The following is a 16207-nucleotide window of genomic DNA, read 5'->3' as shown; positions in this document are numbered from 1 at the left end:
CAATGTAATAAAAATTTAATATTTTTTAATATTACTTAAACGCTATTTAGGGTAAAGGGACAATATGTCTAATATCACGTTTGTTAAGGAAGATAAGTTCATCGTAGCGGCAGATGGGGCTAATTTACGCGAAAAAGCGATCCAAAACGGAATTGACATCTATACCCTAAAAGGAAAACTGATGAACTGCGGGGGTTATGGTCAATGCGGAACTTGTGTCGTAGAAATTGTCGAAGGGATTGAAAATTTATCCCCAAAAACCCCTTTTGAAAAACGAGTCTTACGGAAAAAACCCGCAACATACCGTTTAGCTTGTCAAGCTTTGGTTAATGGGCCAATTAGTGTTAAAACTAAACCTTAATTGGTGATAGTTGGTCTTTAGCCGATTGCCTATGTAATGATATTCTAAGACATGGTTGTTTATAATTATTTCGAGGGGAACAAAAATGCAAGTCAACGATCTTGGATTCATTGCCACCATTTTATTTGTTTTAGTACCTACCGTTTTCTTACTCATTCTCTATATTCAAACCAACAGAGATCAAAGAGAAGGTTAAAATCATTCGATATTACTGAAAATATCATTTTACTAGGGGAAACCGATATCTTTGGTTAACCCCGCTTTTTTTTCGATTCTTTTTCTTGCCCACGAACTCTTAAAAATCCGTTAAAGTATTAATAAACGCTAAAAGCTTTTCAAATCAGTTCTATGACATCTTCCATCGCTGTAAGAGAACTTCCGTTATTTCCTCTCCCCGAAGTTGTTCTATTTCCAGGTCGCCCCCTTCCTCTCCACATCTTCGAGTTTCGCTACCGCATTTTGATGAATACCATCTTAGAAGAGGATCGCCGCTTTGGAGTGTTGATGGTTGATCCGACTGAAGGTAGTATTGCTAAAGTTGGTTGCTGTGCCGAAATCCTGAGGTTTCAAAGACTACCTGATGATCGCATGAAAATTTTAACAATGGGTCAGCAACGTTTTCGCGTCCTAGAATATACTCGTGACAAGCCTTATCGTGTTGGTTTGGTTGAATGGATTGAAGATCAACCTTCCAACAGAGATCTAAGACCAATCGCCAAAAATGTCGATCAGCTATTGCGAGATGTGGTACATTTATCAGCCAAATTAACCGAGCAAAAAATTGAGCTTCCAGACGACTTACCGAGTCTTCCTACAGAACTATCCTATTGGGTTGCTGGTAATTTATATGGAGTGGCGACAGAACAACAAGCTTTATTAGAAATGCAAGATACATCCGAACGTCTAAAACGCGAAATTGAAATTTTAACCTCAACTCGTAATCATTTAGCCGCTAGAACCGCTTTAAAAGATGCTTTAGCTTAATTTCGTTCGCGTTTCTTAGTGAAAATAACACAGCTTAATCTAAAAAAAATACTTTATTTTTATTTAAGGTTTTAAGATGGGAAATTACGAATTGTCAACAAAGATTAGGCTCACTAAAAGGAATGATCAGTCTATTGAAGTTAAATTGTTGCTCATTTTTTAATAAGATTTGTCATATTTGTAACAGATTTTCAAAGTAGCATTCTCATGAGTCTTAATATTGAAGCAAGACTAGATTTGATATAATATTGCTAAACACTCTCACGCACTCACGTCAAAACTCTCATCTGACTAAAGTGGAAAAAAACGACTGAATTAACTTTCACAGCAACGCTAAGATTAAAGATCATTATCTAATTTAGTTTGAGGAATCATGAGCGATATTCAAGAAAAAATTCAAGAGGAATTAGCTAACGCTAGAGCCGTCTGTAATACAGAAGGGACTGAATCGGCTGATTGTGCCGCCGCTTACGACGTTGTAGAAGAATTACAGGCTGAAGCCGCCCATCAACGGCAAGAGCATCCAGTCAAAAACTCTTTTGAAAAATACTGTGATGATAATCCTGAAGCGGCCGAATGCCGTCTTTATGAAGACTAATCCTTTAGCTTCATAAAGCTAACCTTTGTCACTTACAATAGAACAGTAAGTCTTCTTTAATAGAAGGCTTTCTGTTTTTTGTGGTATGGATCTCTCGAATCTCAATGCAAGACATTTGGTTTAGACCTTTAGTCTGGACAGACTATCGCCTAGCTGTGATATTTACTGTAATTTTGCCAATTATTTTTTTAATCTGGGCATTATTGCAAAAAGTTGAGTCAATACAGCGTTTGCTCATTATTTATTGGCGTGTCGCCAGTTTATTAATGATTACGGTATATTTAATGATTGCATCTTGGCCGATCGCATTTATCACCAGTTTCGCAGCTAGAATTTTAATTGCGATCGCGTTGTGGTTTTGGGTCGATCTCAATGATGAAATTAAAGATTTACCCCAAAGCTTACTTAAATTATCTTTTACCGCTTGGCGATGGGCAGTCACGATTTATACACTTATTGGTGCGATCGCCATTCTTCCCTTTTACTCCTGTGTCTTGACTGAAGGTGCTATTAAACAGCCGTTTTGTGAAGTATGGTTAGAAGCCCCTTGGCAGTACAAAGCATGGATGCACCCTAATTTAGCCCCAGGTGTACTAGGCTTTTTTGGCATCGTGGGTCTAGTTTTTTATGTTCTTTATTTGGCTTATTTTCTCTTTTTCCGTCTCGGTAAACAAGGACGTTCCGCCCTAGAACAATAATGATGATTGGTAAACGACTCGAAGCTTATACCATTAAACGCCCGCAAGAAGTTTTACTCGTGACGATTGAAAATGAGGGCGAAACCGATGAAATTGCTATCTTTAAAGGTTTTTCTAGTTCTTTGATGCAACCCACTAACCCCGATCCAGATATTCCCGTTATTAGTGAGCAAGCCGTGATTACTAGGATTGATCGGCTCAAAAGTCCCTATAATCCCAATCAACCGAATTATATTCAACAAGGGTTAACTCTTGAAGAAATGGAACCTTTATTAGAAGAATTAGGGATTTTTCGGGCTTGATGACCAAGCCCCTCAATGATGAATTAATCTTCTAAATCAAGTTCATTAAAATCATCGGTGTCGTCTTCTTCACTCGCAGTCGGAAAGGGAATCGAACCTATTTCGAGTTTTTCGCGGACTAATTTTTCAACTTCGGCAGCGACTTCGGGACGTTCTTCTAAATATTTCACGGCATTATCGCGACCCTGGGAAATATTTTCACCGTTATAGTTATACCATGCCCCTTTACGGATAATGATATTGGTTTGTTCCGCTAAATCTAGCGTGCAACCCATCTGAGAAATACCTGTACCAAAAATGATGTCAAACTCAGCAATTCTAAAAGGTGGCGCGACTTTATTTTTAGCGACTTTGACCTTAGCCCGAATTCCATACTCGCCTTCACTTCCTTTTTTAAGGGTTTGCGCCCGACGAATATCTAAACGCACTGAGGCATAGAATTTAAGAGCGTTACCACCTGTTGTTACTTCTGGGTTTCCATAAGTCACGCCAATTTTTTGCCGTAGCTGGTTAAGGAAAATTACGACACTACCCGACTTACCGATATTACCTGCAATTTTTCTTAAGGCTTTACTCATCAGTCGAGCTTGTAAGCCCACTTGATTATCGCCCATTTCGCCTTCAATTTCGGCTCTGGGGACTAAAGCCGCTACGGAGTCAATCACAACCATATCCACCGCAGCAGAACGCACCAATTGATCGACGATTTCTAATCCTGCTTCTCCCGTATCGGGTTGGGCTACTAATAGGTTGTTGATATCGACTCCTAAAACAGCCGCATAAGCTGCATCAAGGGCGTGTTCTGCATCAACAAACGCAGCAACTCCACCCGCTTTTTGCACTTCGGCGATCGCATGAAGGGCTAGTGTTGTTTTTCCCGCACTTTCTGGCCCATAAATTTCGATAATTCGTCCTTTGGGTAATCCACCTCCTAACGCTACATCCAGAGTTAGCGCACCGCTAGGAATGGTTTCCACCCGCATTCGTGTCGCATCTCCGAGACGCATGATCGAGCCTTTGCCAAAACTACGCTCAATCTGATTTAATACCAAGTTTAAAGCTTTGTCTTTATCGGGATTATTGGTAATTGCAGCCATTTATTTGTCTCACTCAGTCTTTAGGAGGTTACTAAGATAATAGTACAGAGGTATTTATTTATTGTAGCTTTTTTTTGTCTTGCTAGGGGCGTACTGCATAGCAATATAATAATTTCTTTATTAATTATACAAAGATTTTTTAGCCCTACCTTAAATCAAGGATTTAAGCAAAAATTGTAATAAAACTTAATTGTATGAGGAGAGAATTTTAGGTGTTTTTACGCTTAAAGTTCGTCAAAATAGAATATAGACAAACTTGAAAGTAAACACGAGTTAAATCGATGACCGTTAGTCTTTTTTCTGAAACGATTGGTTTAAAAGATGGCTATTTAAGAAGTGTTCATCATATCGCTTTAAATGTCAAAAATATGGATGCTTCGCGCTATTTCTATAGTCAAATCTTAGGACTTCATGAATTGACAGGTGAAGAAATTCCAACCACCTTAAAACAGTTAGTAGAACAAGGAAAAGTCACTAATTTTGCGACTCCCGATGGCATCATACTTGATTTATTTTGGGAACCCGAATTATCTCCACCTGATCTTGATCCACAACAACAATTTACACGGGCTAATCATTTAGCATTTGATATCGATCCCAATTTATTTGATCAAGCAGTAGAAGTCTTAAAAAATCAGAACGTAATGATCGATCATGGCCCCGTGACACGTCCCACAGGTCGAGGAATTTACTTTTATGATCCAGATGGTTTCTTACTCGAAATTCGCTGCGATCCGATTTAAAGTGCAGGGGCGGCGACTAGAGAAAAACCAACCCCTAAAGCTAACCCGACGAGGACTTGAAAAGGAGTATGTCCCAACAATTCTTTTAAACGTTCTTCGTTAACTTCCTTGCCGTCTTGAAAGAAGCCATCTAGAATTTGATTGAGAATACGGGCTTGTTTTCCCGCCGCTTGACGAACACCCGCCGCATCATACATCACAATCACAGCAAATAGACAAGCGATCGCAAATATTGGACTATCCCAACCCTCCTTTAGACCAACTCCTGTCGCCAAAGAACTGACTAAAGCCGAGTGTGCGCTAGGCATACCCCCCGTTGTCACCAAATACCGAAGATTGACTTTTCGATGACGAACTAACTCAATAATTAGCTTTAGGAACTGGGCAAATAAACAAGCTGCGATCGAGACAATTAAAATGTGATTATTAAAAATTTGATCAAACTCCTGCATAGTGTTTAGCGCTTAGTGCTTACGAGTCACGATATAAGTAGCAATGGCTCGTAGAGGTTCAGCTTTTTCCCCATAAGCCGCTAATTGTGCGATCGCATCATCCACTAATGCTTGAGCTTGTTTTCTAGATTCTTCAATGCCCCAGAGACTTGGATAGGTAGCTTTTTGAGCTTGTAGATCTTTTCCTGCCGTTTTGCCTAATTCTTCTTGGGTCGCCGTAATATCTAAAATATCATCGACAATTTGAAACGCTAGACCTATATTTTTAGCATAACGGGATAAACGTTGTATATCCTCTTCACTTGCACCTGCTAAAATTGCGCCCGCAACCACTGAAGTTTCTAACAAAGCCCCCGTTTTATGAGTATGGATAAACGTCAGGGTATCGCTTGTAATATCGTCTCTCCCTTCTGATTCTAAATCCAAGACTTGACCCCCGACTAATCCCGCCGCGCCTACAGTACGCCCTAAACGAGCAATCACTTCAATAATCTTTTGTGGGGCCACATTACGAGTTTGAGTCGCCACAAATTCAAACGCATAGGCGAGTAGACCATCACCCGCTAGGATCGCTATATCTTCGCCATAAACCTTGTGATTGGTTAACTTTCCGCGACGATAATCATCATTATCCATCGCGGGTAAATCATCATGAATCAACGACATCGTATGAATCATTTCTAAGGCGCAAGCAGTAGGCATCGCCATTTCAAGCGTTCCATTCATTAGTTCGCAGGTTGTCAAACATAGAATCGGTCTAAGTCGCTTTCCTCCGGCTAACAGAGAATAGCGCATTGATTCATAAATTTTTTCGGGTCTAATAATGGGGAGAGACTGTTCTAAAGCCTCTTCTACGACTTTTTGACGTTCTTTGAGATAAGAAGTCAGATTAAATTGAGAAATAACTGCTTGTTCGCCTAATGTAACCATGTCTAATCGTGTTTGACCAACCGACTGCTCTCTTAATTTTACTGTCTAAGGGTAAAAGAATTTAAACCGAAATTTTTTTTAATAGGGTAGGGATAAGATTTTCAAACCTTTCCCCTACCCCTCGTTTTAAGGTTGAACTAAATTTTGAAGACCATCAACTACGGCCGCCGAGATAATTTTATCCTTATCTGTAATTTCGCCAAGAACTTCTTTTCCTTTAACCAGATAGCCAAAAATCGAATATTGTCCATCCATTAAATTAAATCCAGGTGGAGTTAATTCATTATCAAATTTAAAGAAGAAAAATTGAGACGAACCCCCATTCGGATCAGTCGAGGGACGCGCTAAAGCAACTGCCCCAAAGGAATTAAATGGTAGAACGAGTTCAGGTAAGTAAATTCCCGAATCTTCTAGAGTTGCTCCATAAATCGGTTTTTCCTCGCCTCTAACCAAGACTTCTAGGGGAATAGCTCGATATTTTTTCGTTTTCGAATCGATAAAGCCATTTTCTGCCCCTACTGGCTTGCCTGTTTGCACAACGAAATTATCTTCGGAGCGAGTAAAAGGTAGATTATTGTAAAAACCCCGTTGTACTAAATCAACAAAATTACCAGCGTTAACGGGTGCGCTGTAACCATCAACAACGATCGTCATATCGCCTTTAGTGGTTTTAACTTCAACCGTTGCCCGTCCTTTTAGTTGGGGTAAATTCGCGTATTGTTCAGGGACTTCAAAAGGAAAGCCTTGAACCATTAACTCTTCTAAGGTGGTAATCTGGCTTAAGATAGCCTGACGTTGACTTAGAATGGCGGCTCGATCTTGAACGCTCACGGAGTCATCGAGTTCGATTAAGTCGGCTTTAAGGTGATCTAAAATGTCAGACGCTTGAGATTTTTTAGCCTCTGGTATACTCGCTAAAATTGCATCTTTTTTCGTGGCTAGTACAAAAGAAGCATCTTTAAGATCTTTTTTAATTGGCCCCCAACGTTTTCCCTTAAGATTTTTTTCAATATCTTCGATCGCACCCTGCAACTGTCGTACAGGACGATTATCGATGGGTAGAGCATTTCGTAAAATCGATTCAGGATCGGTAACCGCATCTCCTTGCGCTAAGAAACTTAGCAAAATGGGTTTTTGTTCACTAAGTGTCCATCCGGCATCACTAAAACTAAAGCACAGAAAAAGAATAAGGATGGCTATTAGACTGGCTTTCCAAAACCCAAGAAAGCGAGGCCAATGGCACCCTACGCGCACGCCTTTCAAAAAATTTACTGGTTTCATCAATTTCTCTGGGACTAAAAATAACCGCGCCACACACAAAATACTTGTATGTTTTTACTTCTACCCTTGTCAAGAGGCTGAAGAAAGATATCAAGACCAGAAATTACAAAACGGTTTCCCGAATTCTAGTAAAATATTCTATTGACCATTACGGCCTAAAAAGCATTTCATGATTTCGAGCAACGATTTTCGGAGTGGTGTCACCATCGAATTAGATGGTTCTGTCTGGCGGGTGGTGGAATTTCTCCACGTTAAACCTGGTAAAGGATCGGCTTTTGTGCGGACAAAACTAAAAAATGTTCAATCTGGGAACGTTGTTGAACGCACCTTCCGCGCGGGGGAAACCGTTCCACAAGCGTCCATTGAAAAGCGAACCATGCAACACACCTATAAAGAAGGTGATCAGTATGTCTTCATGGATATGGAAACGTTTGAAGAAGCAACGATCCCACCCAACAAAATTGGCGATCGTGTTAAGTTTATTAAAGAGGGTATGGAAGTTAATATTGTCTTCTGGAATGACCAAGTTCTAGAAGTTGAACTGCCAACCTCTGTCATTTTAGAAGTCACTGAGACTGATCCAGGTGTCAAAGGCGATACGGCAACAGGCGGCTCAAAACCTGCAATTGTCGAAACGGGAGCGCAAATTATGGTACCTTTATTTATCTCAATTGGAGAACGGATTAAAGTAGATACCCGCGATGGCTCATATTTGGGACGGGAATAATTACACCTGTTAGTTGTCTTTGACTAAAAGAGACAACTAACACTCAGTACAGAACAGTAGTAGGGATGAATTAGTGTCGATTAACTATAGCGAACTCCGTGAACTGTTAACTGCGATTGCTCAAACAGATATTACGGAAATGATCCTAAAAAGTGAAGATTTTGAACTGACGGTACGCAAAGGGACAACATCTTTTAGTCCGCCAGTAGAAGTTTCTATACCCGTTGTTCCTATACAAACAACGCCAGTTTCTCCGCCACCTCCTCCAAAAATTGAACCGACTCCCACTGAACCGATACCCTCCCCAGTCGATAAAAAATGGGTGGCTGTTACTTCGCCAATGGTCGGAACCTTCTATCGTGCGCCAGGCCCCGATGAACCGTCATTTGTCGAGACAAGCGATCGCATCCGCACAGGGCAGACTGTTTGTATCATTGAAGCAATGAAGCTGATGAATGAAATAGAAGCAGAAGTGGCGGGGCAAATTATGGAAATTGTCGTCGATAATGGTGAACCAGTAGAATACGGACAGACCCTGATGTGGGTTAACCCAGATTAATAAATGTTCTTACGTCATGACCCTTAGTTTATATAACACTCTCACACGTCAAAAAGAATCTTTTACATCATTAGAACCGAATCAAGTTCGGATGTATTGCTGTGGTATTACGGTATATGACTATTGCCATTTGGGTCATGCGCGGGCTTGCGTGATTTGGGATCTCGTCAGACGATATTTAGAATGGCGCGGCTATCAGGTGAAATATGTCCAAAATTTTACCGATATCGATGATAAAATTCTCAACCGAGCCAATAAAGAGCATACATCAATGGAAGATGTATCAGAACGCTTTATCGCGGCTTATTTTGAGGACATGGAACGACTTGGAGTCAAGAAAGCTGATTTATATCCCCGCGCTACACATACTCTAGATGGCATTAAGTGTCTCGTCTGTGAGTTAGAAGAAAAGGGATATGCTTATTCTTCAAGTGGCGATGTTTATTATTCAGTGCGTCGTTTTGCTGATTATGGTAAGCTTTCAGGACGTAAGCTAGAAGATTTAATCGTTGGGGCTAGTGGTCGCGTTGATGCCGATGACCCCGAAGCACGAAAGAAAAAAGATCCTTTTGATTTTGCCCTCTGGAAAGCCGCTAAACCGAATGAACCGTTTTGGGACTCAAAATGGGGAAATGGTCGTCCTGGGTGGCATATCGAGTGTTCTGCGATGGTTAGAGAGCATTTGGGAGAAACGATCGATCTTCATGTGGGAGGGAGTGATCTTGTTTTTCCCCATCATGAAAACGAAATTGCTCAATCTGAAGCAGTGACTGGAAAACCATTAGCCCGATATTGGATGCACAATGGTATGGTGAAAGTCGGCGGCGAAAAAATGTCGAAGTCTTTGGGGAATTTTATTACAATTCGGGAATTATTAGATCGATATGACCGAAATGCGGTTCGTCTATTTATCCTCCAAGCGCAATATCGTAAACCTCTTGATTTTACTGATGAAGCCCTACAAGCTGCTACAAACGGATGGGCTACTTTAAAAGAAGGGTTACTCTTTGGTGAACAATTTGGACAACAGTTAGGGTGGAAAGTTGATAATAAACTTGTTGATTCATTTGTCGATCGTTTTAATGAAGCAGTAGATGACGATTTTAATTTTGCGGGTGGTTTAACGATTTTATTTGAATTAGCTAAAGAGTTAGGAACTGAGAAAAATAATTTAATCCATGAGGGAAATACTAGAGGACAACTTTTAGAGGAAAAATGGAATACTTTATTTAAACTAGCGAGTATTTTAGGTTTAGAAGCTGTTTTAGAAGAAGTGGAAAAATCAGTTGCTGGTTTAAGCGATGCTGCCATAGAATCACTAATACAACAACGGGCTGATGCACGAAAAAATAAGAACTTTACAGAGGGCGATCGCATTCGAGATGAGCTAAAATCACAAGGTATCACTCTGATCGATCAAGCGGGTAGTGTGACTAAATGGCATCGGGAATAATTTTTTAACGATTTTCTTTAAATCTGAGTTCAAGACCTATAATAACTTGTTTGAGTAACCAATAGAGAAAAGTAATAACAAATGTTGTAATAATAATGACTAAAATTGGTTCTTTATTTGTTAATTCTTCGATTGAGCTTTTTAATAAATAAATGGGACGAGTCACAAAATCCCAACTATTAAAACGCTGAAAACGTCCTAAATAGATGCCAATACCACTAAGAAAATGGATGCCTAATTCGGAGGGTAAAATATATTGTTTATAACCTTGTTTCTCTAAATAATTTCCCAGATTCATCACCGATAAGACATAAGCAAGAAAACCAGCTAAAATAAAAATGGTATATTGTGGTATTAAAACTAAAGTAATGATCCAAACTGAAAAACCGTAACGAATTAAATCAATTAAATGAATGACATCCGTTAATACATAAGGTGCGTTGGGTAAAAAAGCAATAAAAGTTAAGAAAATAAACCACCATAACAGAGAACGTTTTTGAGAAAAACGAAATAGAAAAATACTTAAAACTAAAGGAATAAAAGCTAGAAATAAATTCCAAATCATAAAAGAATGACTGTAGTTTAACGTCTTCCAAATGTAATTTATGATTGGCATAACAATTATTCCTAGCACAATAAATGACAGTTCTACTTTTGCTATTATACTGTCACTAGAAAATTAGGATTTAGCTCCAAACCGTTGTAATTCCTTTATTGTCTAAACGTCGGATCGCAACTACAGCAGGACGCGGAGGATCATTTGCTTGCTTAGTGGGCCAGTTTGACCCGATGGGAACTTGACGCAGTTGGATAAATTCTTGTCCTTGAGTGGTTCTAAGGGTAAATTCTTGTTCTTGAAAAGCCATATTTTGACGAATTCCTTTTGCTTCTCCCGGATGTTGAACGGAAAGAAAAAGAGTTTGTTGATCTTTCGTAAACCAAGGGCCAGTTAACTCAGTATCCATCGGCCCGATCGCAAATGGATACGCATTCCCCATATTTGGGCCAGATGTCGGGAGAAACCACGCGGTATTATTACCAAAAATTCCAAGCGGTTTTTCTGGATCATTGTGACTTCCTGTAGACATATCACAGACCATCCAAAGATTACCACTTGCATCAAATTCTAGGTTATCTGGGTTTGAGAAACCGAGTCCTCCTTGTGTGGGTTCACCCCCTGTCGCAAACATTTTCCAACGAAAGGACATTGTAGCAGGATCATTTTGATCTTCATTTAGACTCATGATCCAACCATACTCATAGGATGTTTCTCCATTAGGGCCCTTGAAAATGTTTTTATCTGGCCCTCCATCTTCCCCAGGAGTTCCCGAAGTAAAGGTAATATACAGAGTACCATCTGGGGCAATTTCTGTATCTTCGGGTCTAGCGGTACAGGTAACACCGATTGCATTGGCGGCAAAATGAGCATCAATGAGGATCGCCCCTTGTTTCTCTGCTGGTTTGCCCTCATAAAGGTCACTAAGGGTCTTGAATTGTTGTTTATACGAGGCGATGTCTTCATCTTTGCTATGAGCGATAATACCCCCTTCTATACGGTTAGGATTGGGCAATACTATTGTACTTATTCCTTGCCGTGCCACAATTTGACTGGGTAAAACGGGATCAATGGAAGTGTTTAGCGTTAGGGGTATCCATTTTCCAGTTCCATCAGGATTAAATTTAGCCCCGTATAACATTCCGCGTTCTAAAAGTTTAGAATTTTGTTTATCTTGAGGGTTACGGATGAGGTCTTTGGAGATGAATTTATAGATATGTCCACCTCTACGATCACATCCTGAATAGACAGCAAGTGGTTTTCCTTCTACTACTCTAAACCCGACTGCTTCGTGACGAAAACGACCTAACCAAGTATGTTTAGTTCCGTAGTCATTGGGGTTAGCGGGATCAACTTCGACCATCCAACCATATTTATTAGATGCTAAACCAAAAACATTAGCGCGTCCGTCAATTTCAGCATTATTAATAAAAAAAGGTTTTTTAGCAGGATCAAAGGATGTACCATCAGCAAAGACGGGTTCAAAAACTTGATCTTGATAGTTTTCTTCTGCACTAAAAACGGTTCCCCAAGGTGTTGTTCCTCCCGCGCAGTTTTGGAAGGTTCCGATAATTTTACTCCCTAATTGATCATCGTAACCGCGTTTGTTGGCTTTCGTAAAAACAGCTACAGCAGGGCCAGTTGATTTAAGATATTTTTTATCTTCTAAACCTGAGATTCCTGTAATTCTGCGATCGGCTTTTGAAAAAGTTCTTGTCCATTTCCCATCAGCATTTCGACGAATTGATATAATTCCAATTCCTTGATCGATTAATCCCTCTTTAGAAATTTCTATAATTTGATTTTTTAAAGGATTATTATTAGGGAGGGCAAAGGCATTTATTTCTCCTTGGGTTTCTTTTAAGGCTAATTTAACTTCTTCAAAGGGTAAAGATTTTCCAATGACTTTTTCATAGGTTGTCATCCAAGTCATACCGCTAATATATTCAAAGTTGACGGTTAAGTAGCCTTCATTTGGGCTAGTTTCTATAAATGATAAATAGTCGTTATTATAACCAAAACGGGAATCAGCGATCGGATCACCCCAAGCTGCAATAATATCATATGTAAAATCTTCTGGTAATACTAAATCATCAACGACTTGATAAGTTGAATAAGTTTTGATTTGTTGTTCTGAAGTGATCAGGTTAATCTCTAGTGGTAAAGGAAGTTTAATCGGTTTAAAACTAAGCTTGTTTGTAGGTTTAGCTACTACCTGAGAAAAAGGCATGGAAAAACTATTATCAGTTAAATTTAAGAGTGTTCCTCCAGCTGTTGCACCCATAAACATTAAAAAATGGCGACGTTTTAGATTCATATTAGTCGTTTTAAGATTAGTTTGATAGTCAAACGGCTATATTATAAATCATCTATCTTTAAGTTTAGTTTAGGAACAGGTTAAGCAATATTTTTTTAATTGAGTTAGAAAAGGGATTGAAGACCAAACCTTTGACAGTAATCAGTATGAAAGTTGATTTGACTGTTATACTGTTTACTGAAGCAAACCCCTACAATTAATTCAAAAACTCCCAGATATATTGATTAACAAGTTCAGGTCGTTCCTGTTGTACCCAATGACTACAATTAGGAATGTATTTAATCGTTAAATATCTGACAAATTCTTCAGTACCATAAGTTAATTCTTTACCTAAAGCGGTATCATTTTCACCCCAAATTATTAAAGTGGGAGTCTCTAATATTGTCCAATCATCATTAGATTGATTAAAGAAACCTTGAAAAGTAGAACGATAATAATTAATCATTGCTGTTAAGGCTCCTCTTTTTGCAGCAGCATCTTTATATGCTTCAAGATCAGCTTGAGAAAAAGCCGTTTTATCAATAGCCATTCCCTTAAATGCAGTTTCGATGATTTCATAGTCATTTAACTGGATTAACCATTCAGGTAACAAGGGAATTTGGAAAAAGAAAACATACCAACTTTTAAGAAGTTGCTGGAATGTTCTTAAACCTTCACCAAATTTTGCAGGATGAGGTAAATTTAAAACGATGAGTTTTTCGACCATGTTGGGGTAATTATAAGCAAAACTCCAAGCGATCGCACCTCCCCAATCGTGACCAACTAAAATACAATTATCATATCCTAATCCTTTGATCACGCCTTCAATATCCTTCATTAATTCTGACATTTGATAGGCTTCTAATTCAGTTGGTTTATCACTTTCGTTATAGCCTCTTAAATCGAGAGCAACAACTTTATACTGTTGAGAGAATTCAGGGATTTGATGTCGCCAAGAGTACCAGAATTCAGGAAAGCCATGTAAGAACAACATTAACTTTCCTTGTCCTTGGCTAACGTAATGAAGTTGGATATCATTAGTTTGTATAAATCCATCTTGCCAAGTATGTTTTAGGGTAGTCATTGTTTTTAGCCTCTCTCTAATATTGACCTGATTCAATCAATAAAATTACTGTTTTAAGTTTGATTGAGTTTTTCGCTTTCTCTTGAAATGGTATAAAAGCCAACTGCTATTTTAAATATACTAATGATAGATTATCTTGTTCAAAGATTTTTCTAATTTAGGAAATTTCTTTTTTTGGTGTGAGGAGTAGAATGTTTAATAATCTTAAAAAAGCCTTAAGTCATCAAGGCTTAGTTACTGTGACTGGGGTATTGATCACAAGTCCAGCACTAGCCAATGAGCTTAATCAAACTTCAGTTAATCAAATTCAAAATAACAAAACATCTTCCCTTTCTCAGTCTCTTTACGAAGCACAAACCTTTTCCCCTTCGACTCTCAGTAACCCGATGAGTCAAATTACTAACGTCAATCAATTGACAGATGTTACACCAGATGCTTGGGCATTTGAAGCACTCAGAAGTCTGATTGAACGCTATGGCTGTATTGTAGGATATCCAGATCGTACTTTTCGAGGAAATCGTGCTTTAAGTCGTTGGGAATTTGCCGCAGGGTTAAATGCTTGTTTAAATACCATTGAACGTTTAATCCAAGAAGGTGTATCTGTTTTAAGAGAAGATATCGATAAACTGACTCGACTTGCAGAAGAATTTGAAGCTGAACTAGCAGCTTTAGGCACCCGAATTGATAATCTAGAACAAAGAGTTGCTTTCTTGGAAGATCATCAGTTTTCAACAACGATAAAATTAAATGGTGATGTCATTATGGTTGCATCGGGACTGTGGGGTTCTGAACAAGCAGATGCACCCGAGGGAACACCTTTACAGGATAATCAAATCACGTTTAATTACCGCTATCGAGCCAATTTTGATACCAGTTTTACAGGTGAAGATAGATTACAAGTGCGTCTACAAACCTCTAATATTGTTTTTGCGCGAGGTGGTAGCAATTTAACTGATTTTAACTTTGCTGCACCGGGGGATAATCTGCTACAGATTAACAAATTACAATATCGTTTTCCTGTCACTGATCAATTAACCGCGTGGATTAGTGGTGTTAAAGTGACATTAGATGATATATCCGATCCTTTGGCTCCATTTACGGGTTCTTTTACGGAAGGTGCATTATCCTACTTTGGTGCGATCGCTCCGATTTATGTTTTAAGTGATAATCTAGGAACAGGATTAGGCTTACTCTACGAATTTAATAAATCTTTAAATTTGAGTGCTTTTTATTCGGCAGGAAACGGAAAAAACCCCGAAGCAGGTAATGGGTTATTTAACGGTAATTATGTTGCTGGCTCTCAGTTAACTTATGCACCGACTGATAAACTTAGTTTAGCGGTTGCTTACTCACGTAATTATATTCCGAGTGGTCAATTTGATTCTTTTTCGCTACTAGGTTATACAGGTGTGTCTAATAGCGATAATCCATTTAATGACAATGCTACAGCATCCGATAACGTCGCTCTCCTATTTGCATGGCGCATTATTCCGCAAATTAGTGTAGAAGGTTGGGGAATGTATACGAGAGCTTACGCGCAAGGTGGACTTAGAGACGGTGATACGGCTGATATATGGAACTGGAAATTTAGTTTAGCTTTTCCAGATTTATTTAAAGAGGGCAATGTTGGAGTAATGACAATTGGACAACCCCCTTATGCTGCTTCAATTAGCAATGATAACAATATTGCCGATGTGACCGAAGCAACGGAAGATAATCCTTGGTTATTAGAAACCTTTTATGTTTACCAAATTAACGATAATATTTCCGTAACACCTGGTATTTATGTTGGTATTAACCCCGAAAATAACCGCGCTCCTTTGTGGGTTGGTGCAATTCGGGGTAGTTTCAAATTCTAAAACATTTGTACTCTAACAACAATTCAAAATAAATTCAAAAAGGGCTTGCTTTTTTATCCATGTTGTTGCTATTATTAGTAATTGTGACAAACATTCCTCGGTAGCTCAGTGGTAGAGCGGTCGGCTGTTAACCGATTGGTCGTAGGTTCGAATCCCACCCGGGGAGTTTAAAAATAAGATTAGCGTAACACCTCCATCTAGCCCCATCTACCTCTCCCTAACCTTCT

General features: G+C 39.0%; 18 protein-coding genes and 1 tRNA gene. 12 read left to right on the top strand and 7 right to left on the bottom strand.

Going from position 1 to position 16207, the window contains the following annotated elements; all coding sequences use genetic code 11:
* The first annotated feature begins 64 nt into the window (after window positions 1-64).
* From CFPU101_RS16870 to CFPU101_RS16845, 6 genes are all read left to right on the top strand, one after another.
* Window positions 65-361 (top strand): 2Fe-2S iron-sulfur cluster-binding protein, encoded by a 297-nt coding sequence (locus tag CFPU101_RS16870; RefSeq protein WP_206816504.1) that lies wholly within the window; start codon window positions 65-67, stop codon window positions 359-361.
* Between the two features lie 85 nt (window positions 362-446).
* Window positions 447-557, top strand: coding sequence for a photosystem II reaction center protein PsbM (psbM, locus tag CFPU101_RS16865; protein WP_106457128.1), 111 nt, complete (start codon window positions 447-449; stop codon window positions 555-557).
* Window positions 558-709: 152 nt separating this feature from the next.
* Complete coding sequence (locus CFPU101_RS16860) at window positions 710-1345, top strand: LON peptidase substrate-binding domain-containing protein (RefSeq protein WP_206816503.1); 636 nt, start codon at window positions 710-712, stop codon at window positions 1343-1345.
* A gap of 373 nt (window positions 1346-1718) precedes the next feature.
* Window positions 1719-1943, top strand: coding sequence for a Calvin cycle protein CP12 (locus CFPU101_RS16855; protein ID WP_206816502.1), 225 nt, complete (start codon window positions 1719-1721; stop codon window positions 1941-1943).
* 104 nt (window positions 1944-2047) lie between these two features.
* Window positions 2048-2641: a DUF3177 family protein gene (locus CFPU101_RS16850; protein ID WP_206816501.1), complete on the top strand. Its 594-nt coding sequence runs from the start codon at window positions 2048-2050 to the stop codon at window positions 2639-2641.
* Window positions 2641-2943 (top strand): hypothetical protein, encoded by a 303-nt coding sequence (locus CFPU101_RS16845; protein WP_206816500.1) that lies wholly within the window; start codon window positions 2641-2643, stop codon window positions 2941-2943. The genes CFPU101_RS16850 and CFPU101_RS16845 overlap by 1 nt, the downstream gene beginning before the upstream one ends.
* A gap of 23 nt (window positions 2944-2966) precedes the next feature.
* On the opposite strand, the gene recA is transcribed toward CFPU101_RS16845, so the two are convergent.
* Complete coding sequence (recA, locus tag CFPU101_RS16840) at window positions 2967-4040, bottom strand: recombinase RecA (protein ID WP_206816499.1); 1074 nt, start codon at window positions 4038-4040, stop codon at window positions 2967-2969.
* Window positions 4041-4321: 281 nt separating this feature from the next.
* Between recA and CFPU101_RS16835 the strand changes: the two genes are divergently transcribed.
* A complete protein-coding gene (locus CFPU101_RS16835; RefSeq protein WP_206816498.1) occupies window positions 4322-4783 on the top strand; it encodes a VOC family protein in 462 nt (153 codons plus the stop codon).
* Here the strand turns inward: CFPU101_RS16835 and CFPU101_RS16830 are convergent.
* The 3 genes from CFPU101_RS16830 to CFPU101_RS16820 form a co-directional block, all read right to left on the bottom strand.
* A complete protein-coding gene (locus tag CFPU101_RS16830; protein ID WP_206816497.1) occupies window positions 4780-5235 on the bottom strand; it encodes a divergent PAP2 family protein in 456 nt (151 codons plus the stop codon). The genes CFPU101_RS16835 and CFPU101_RS16830 overlap by 4 nt on opposite strands.
* Before the next feature lie 12 nt (window positions 5236-5247).
* Window positions 5248-6165: a geranylgeranyl diphosphate synthase CrtE gene (crtE, locus tag CFPU101_RS16825; protein ID WP_206816496.1), complete on the bottom strand. Its 918-nt coding sequence runs from the start codon at window positions 6163-6165 to the stop codon at window positions 5248-5250.
* Window positions 6166-6291: 126 nt separating this feature from the next.
* Window positions 6292-7446, bottom strand: coding sequence for a peptidylprolyl isomerase (locus CFPU101_RS16820; protein WP_206816495.1), 1155 nt, complete (start codon window positions 7444-7446; stop codon window positions 6292-6294).
* Window positions 7447-7615: 169 nt separating this feature from the next.
* On the opposite strand from CFPU101_RS16820, the gene efp reads away from it, so the two are divergent.
* The 3 genes from efp to cysS all read left to right on the top strand — a co-directional run bounded on the left by efp (window position 7616) and on the right by cysS (window position 10185).
* Window positions 7616-8173: an elongation factor P gene (efp, locus tag CFPU101_RS16815; protein WP_206816494.1), complete on the top strand. Its 558-nt coding sequence runs from the start codon at window positions 7616-7618 to the stop codon at window positions 8171-8173.
* Between the two features lie 73 nt (window positions 8174-8246).
* Complete coding sequence (accB, locus tag CFPU101_RS16810) at window positions 8247-8732, top strand: acetyl-CoA carboxylase biotin carboxyl carrier protein (protein WP_206816493.1); 486 nt, start codon at window positions 8247-8249, stop codon at window positions 8730-8732.
* Window positions 8733-8748: 16 nt separating this feature from the next.
* Window positions 8749-10185: a cysteine--tRNA ligase gene (gene cysS, locus CFPU101_RS16805; RefSeq protein ID WP_206816492.1), complete on the top strand. Its 1437-nt coding sequence runs from the start codon at window positions 8749-8751 to the stop codon at window positions 10183-10185.
* A 4-nt stretch (window positions 10186-10189) separates the two neighbouring features.
* Here the strand turns inward: cysS and CFPU101_RS16800 are convergent, their stop codons facing one another.
* From CFPU101_RS16800 to CFPU101_RS16790, 3 genes are all read right to left on the bottom strand, one after another.
* Entirely contained in the window at window positions 10190-10801 is a 612-nt protein-coding gene (locus CFPU101_RS16800; RefSeq protein WP_206816491.1) for a DUF1361 domain-containing protein, read from the bottom strand.
* A 70-nt stretch (window positions 10802-10871) separates the two neighbouring features.
* A complete protein-coding gene (locus tag CFPU101_RS16795) occupies window positions 10872-13058 on the bottom strand; it encodes a PhoX family phosphatase (RefSeq protein ID WP_206816490.1) in 2187 nt (728 codons plus the stop codon).
* A gap of 196 nt (window positions 13059-13254) precedes the next feature.
* Window positions 13255-14121 (bottom strand): alpha/beta fold hydrolase, encoded by an 867-nt coding sequence (locus tag CFPU101_RS16790; RefSeq protein WP_206816489.1) that lies wholly within the window; start codon window positions 14119-14121, stop codon window positions 13255-13257.
* Window positions 14122-14312: 191 nt separating this feature from the next.
* On the opposite strand from CFPU101_RS16790, the gene CFPU101_RS16785 reads away from it, so the two are divergent.
* Window positions 14313-15980: an iron uptake porin gene (locus CFPU101_RS16785; RefSeq protein ID WP_206816488.1), complete on the top strand. Its 1668-nt coding sequence runs from the start codon at window positions 14313-14315 to the stop codon at window positions 15978-15980.
* A 94-nt stretch (window positions 15981-16074) separates the two neighbouring features.
* Window positions 16075-16146 (top strand) — tRNA-Asn (locus tag CFPU101_RS16780).
* The last annotated feature ends 61 nt before the right edge of the window (window positions 16147-16207 follow it).

Origin of the sequence: Chroococcus sp. FPU101, from assembly GCF_017312365.1 — a bacterium.
Taxonomy (GTDB): Bacteria; Cyanobacteriota; Cyanobacteriia; order Cyanobacteriales; family Microcystaceae; genus Chroococcus.
The sequence above is the reverse complement of the archived record's forward strand: the minus strand, read 5'-3'. Positions and strand labels throughout refer to the sequence as shown.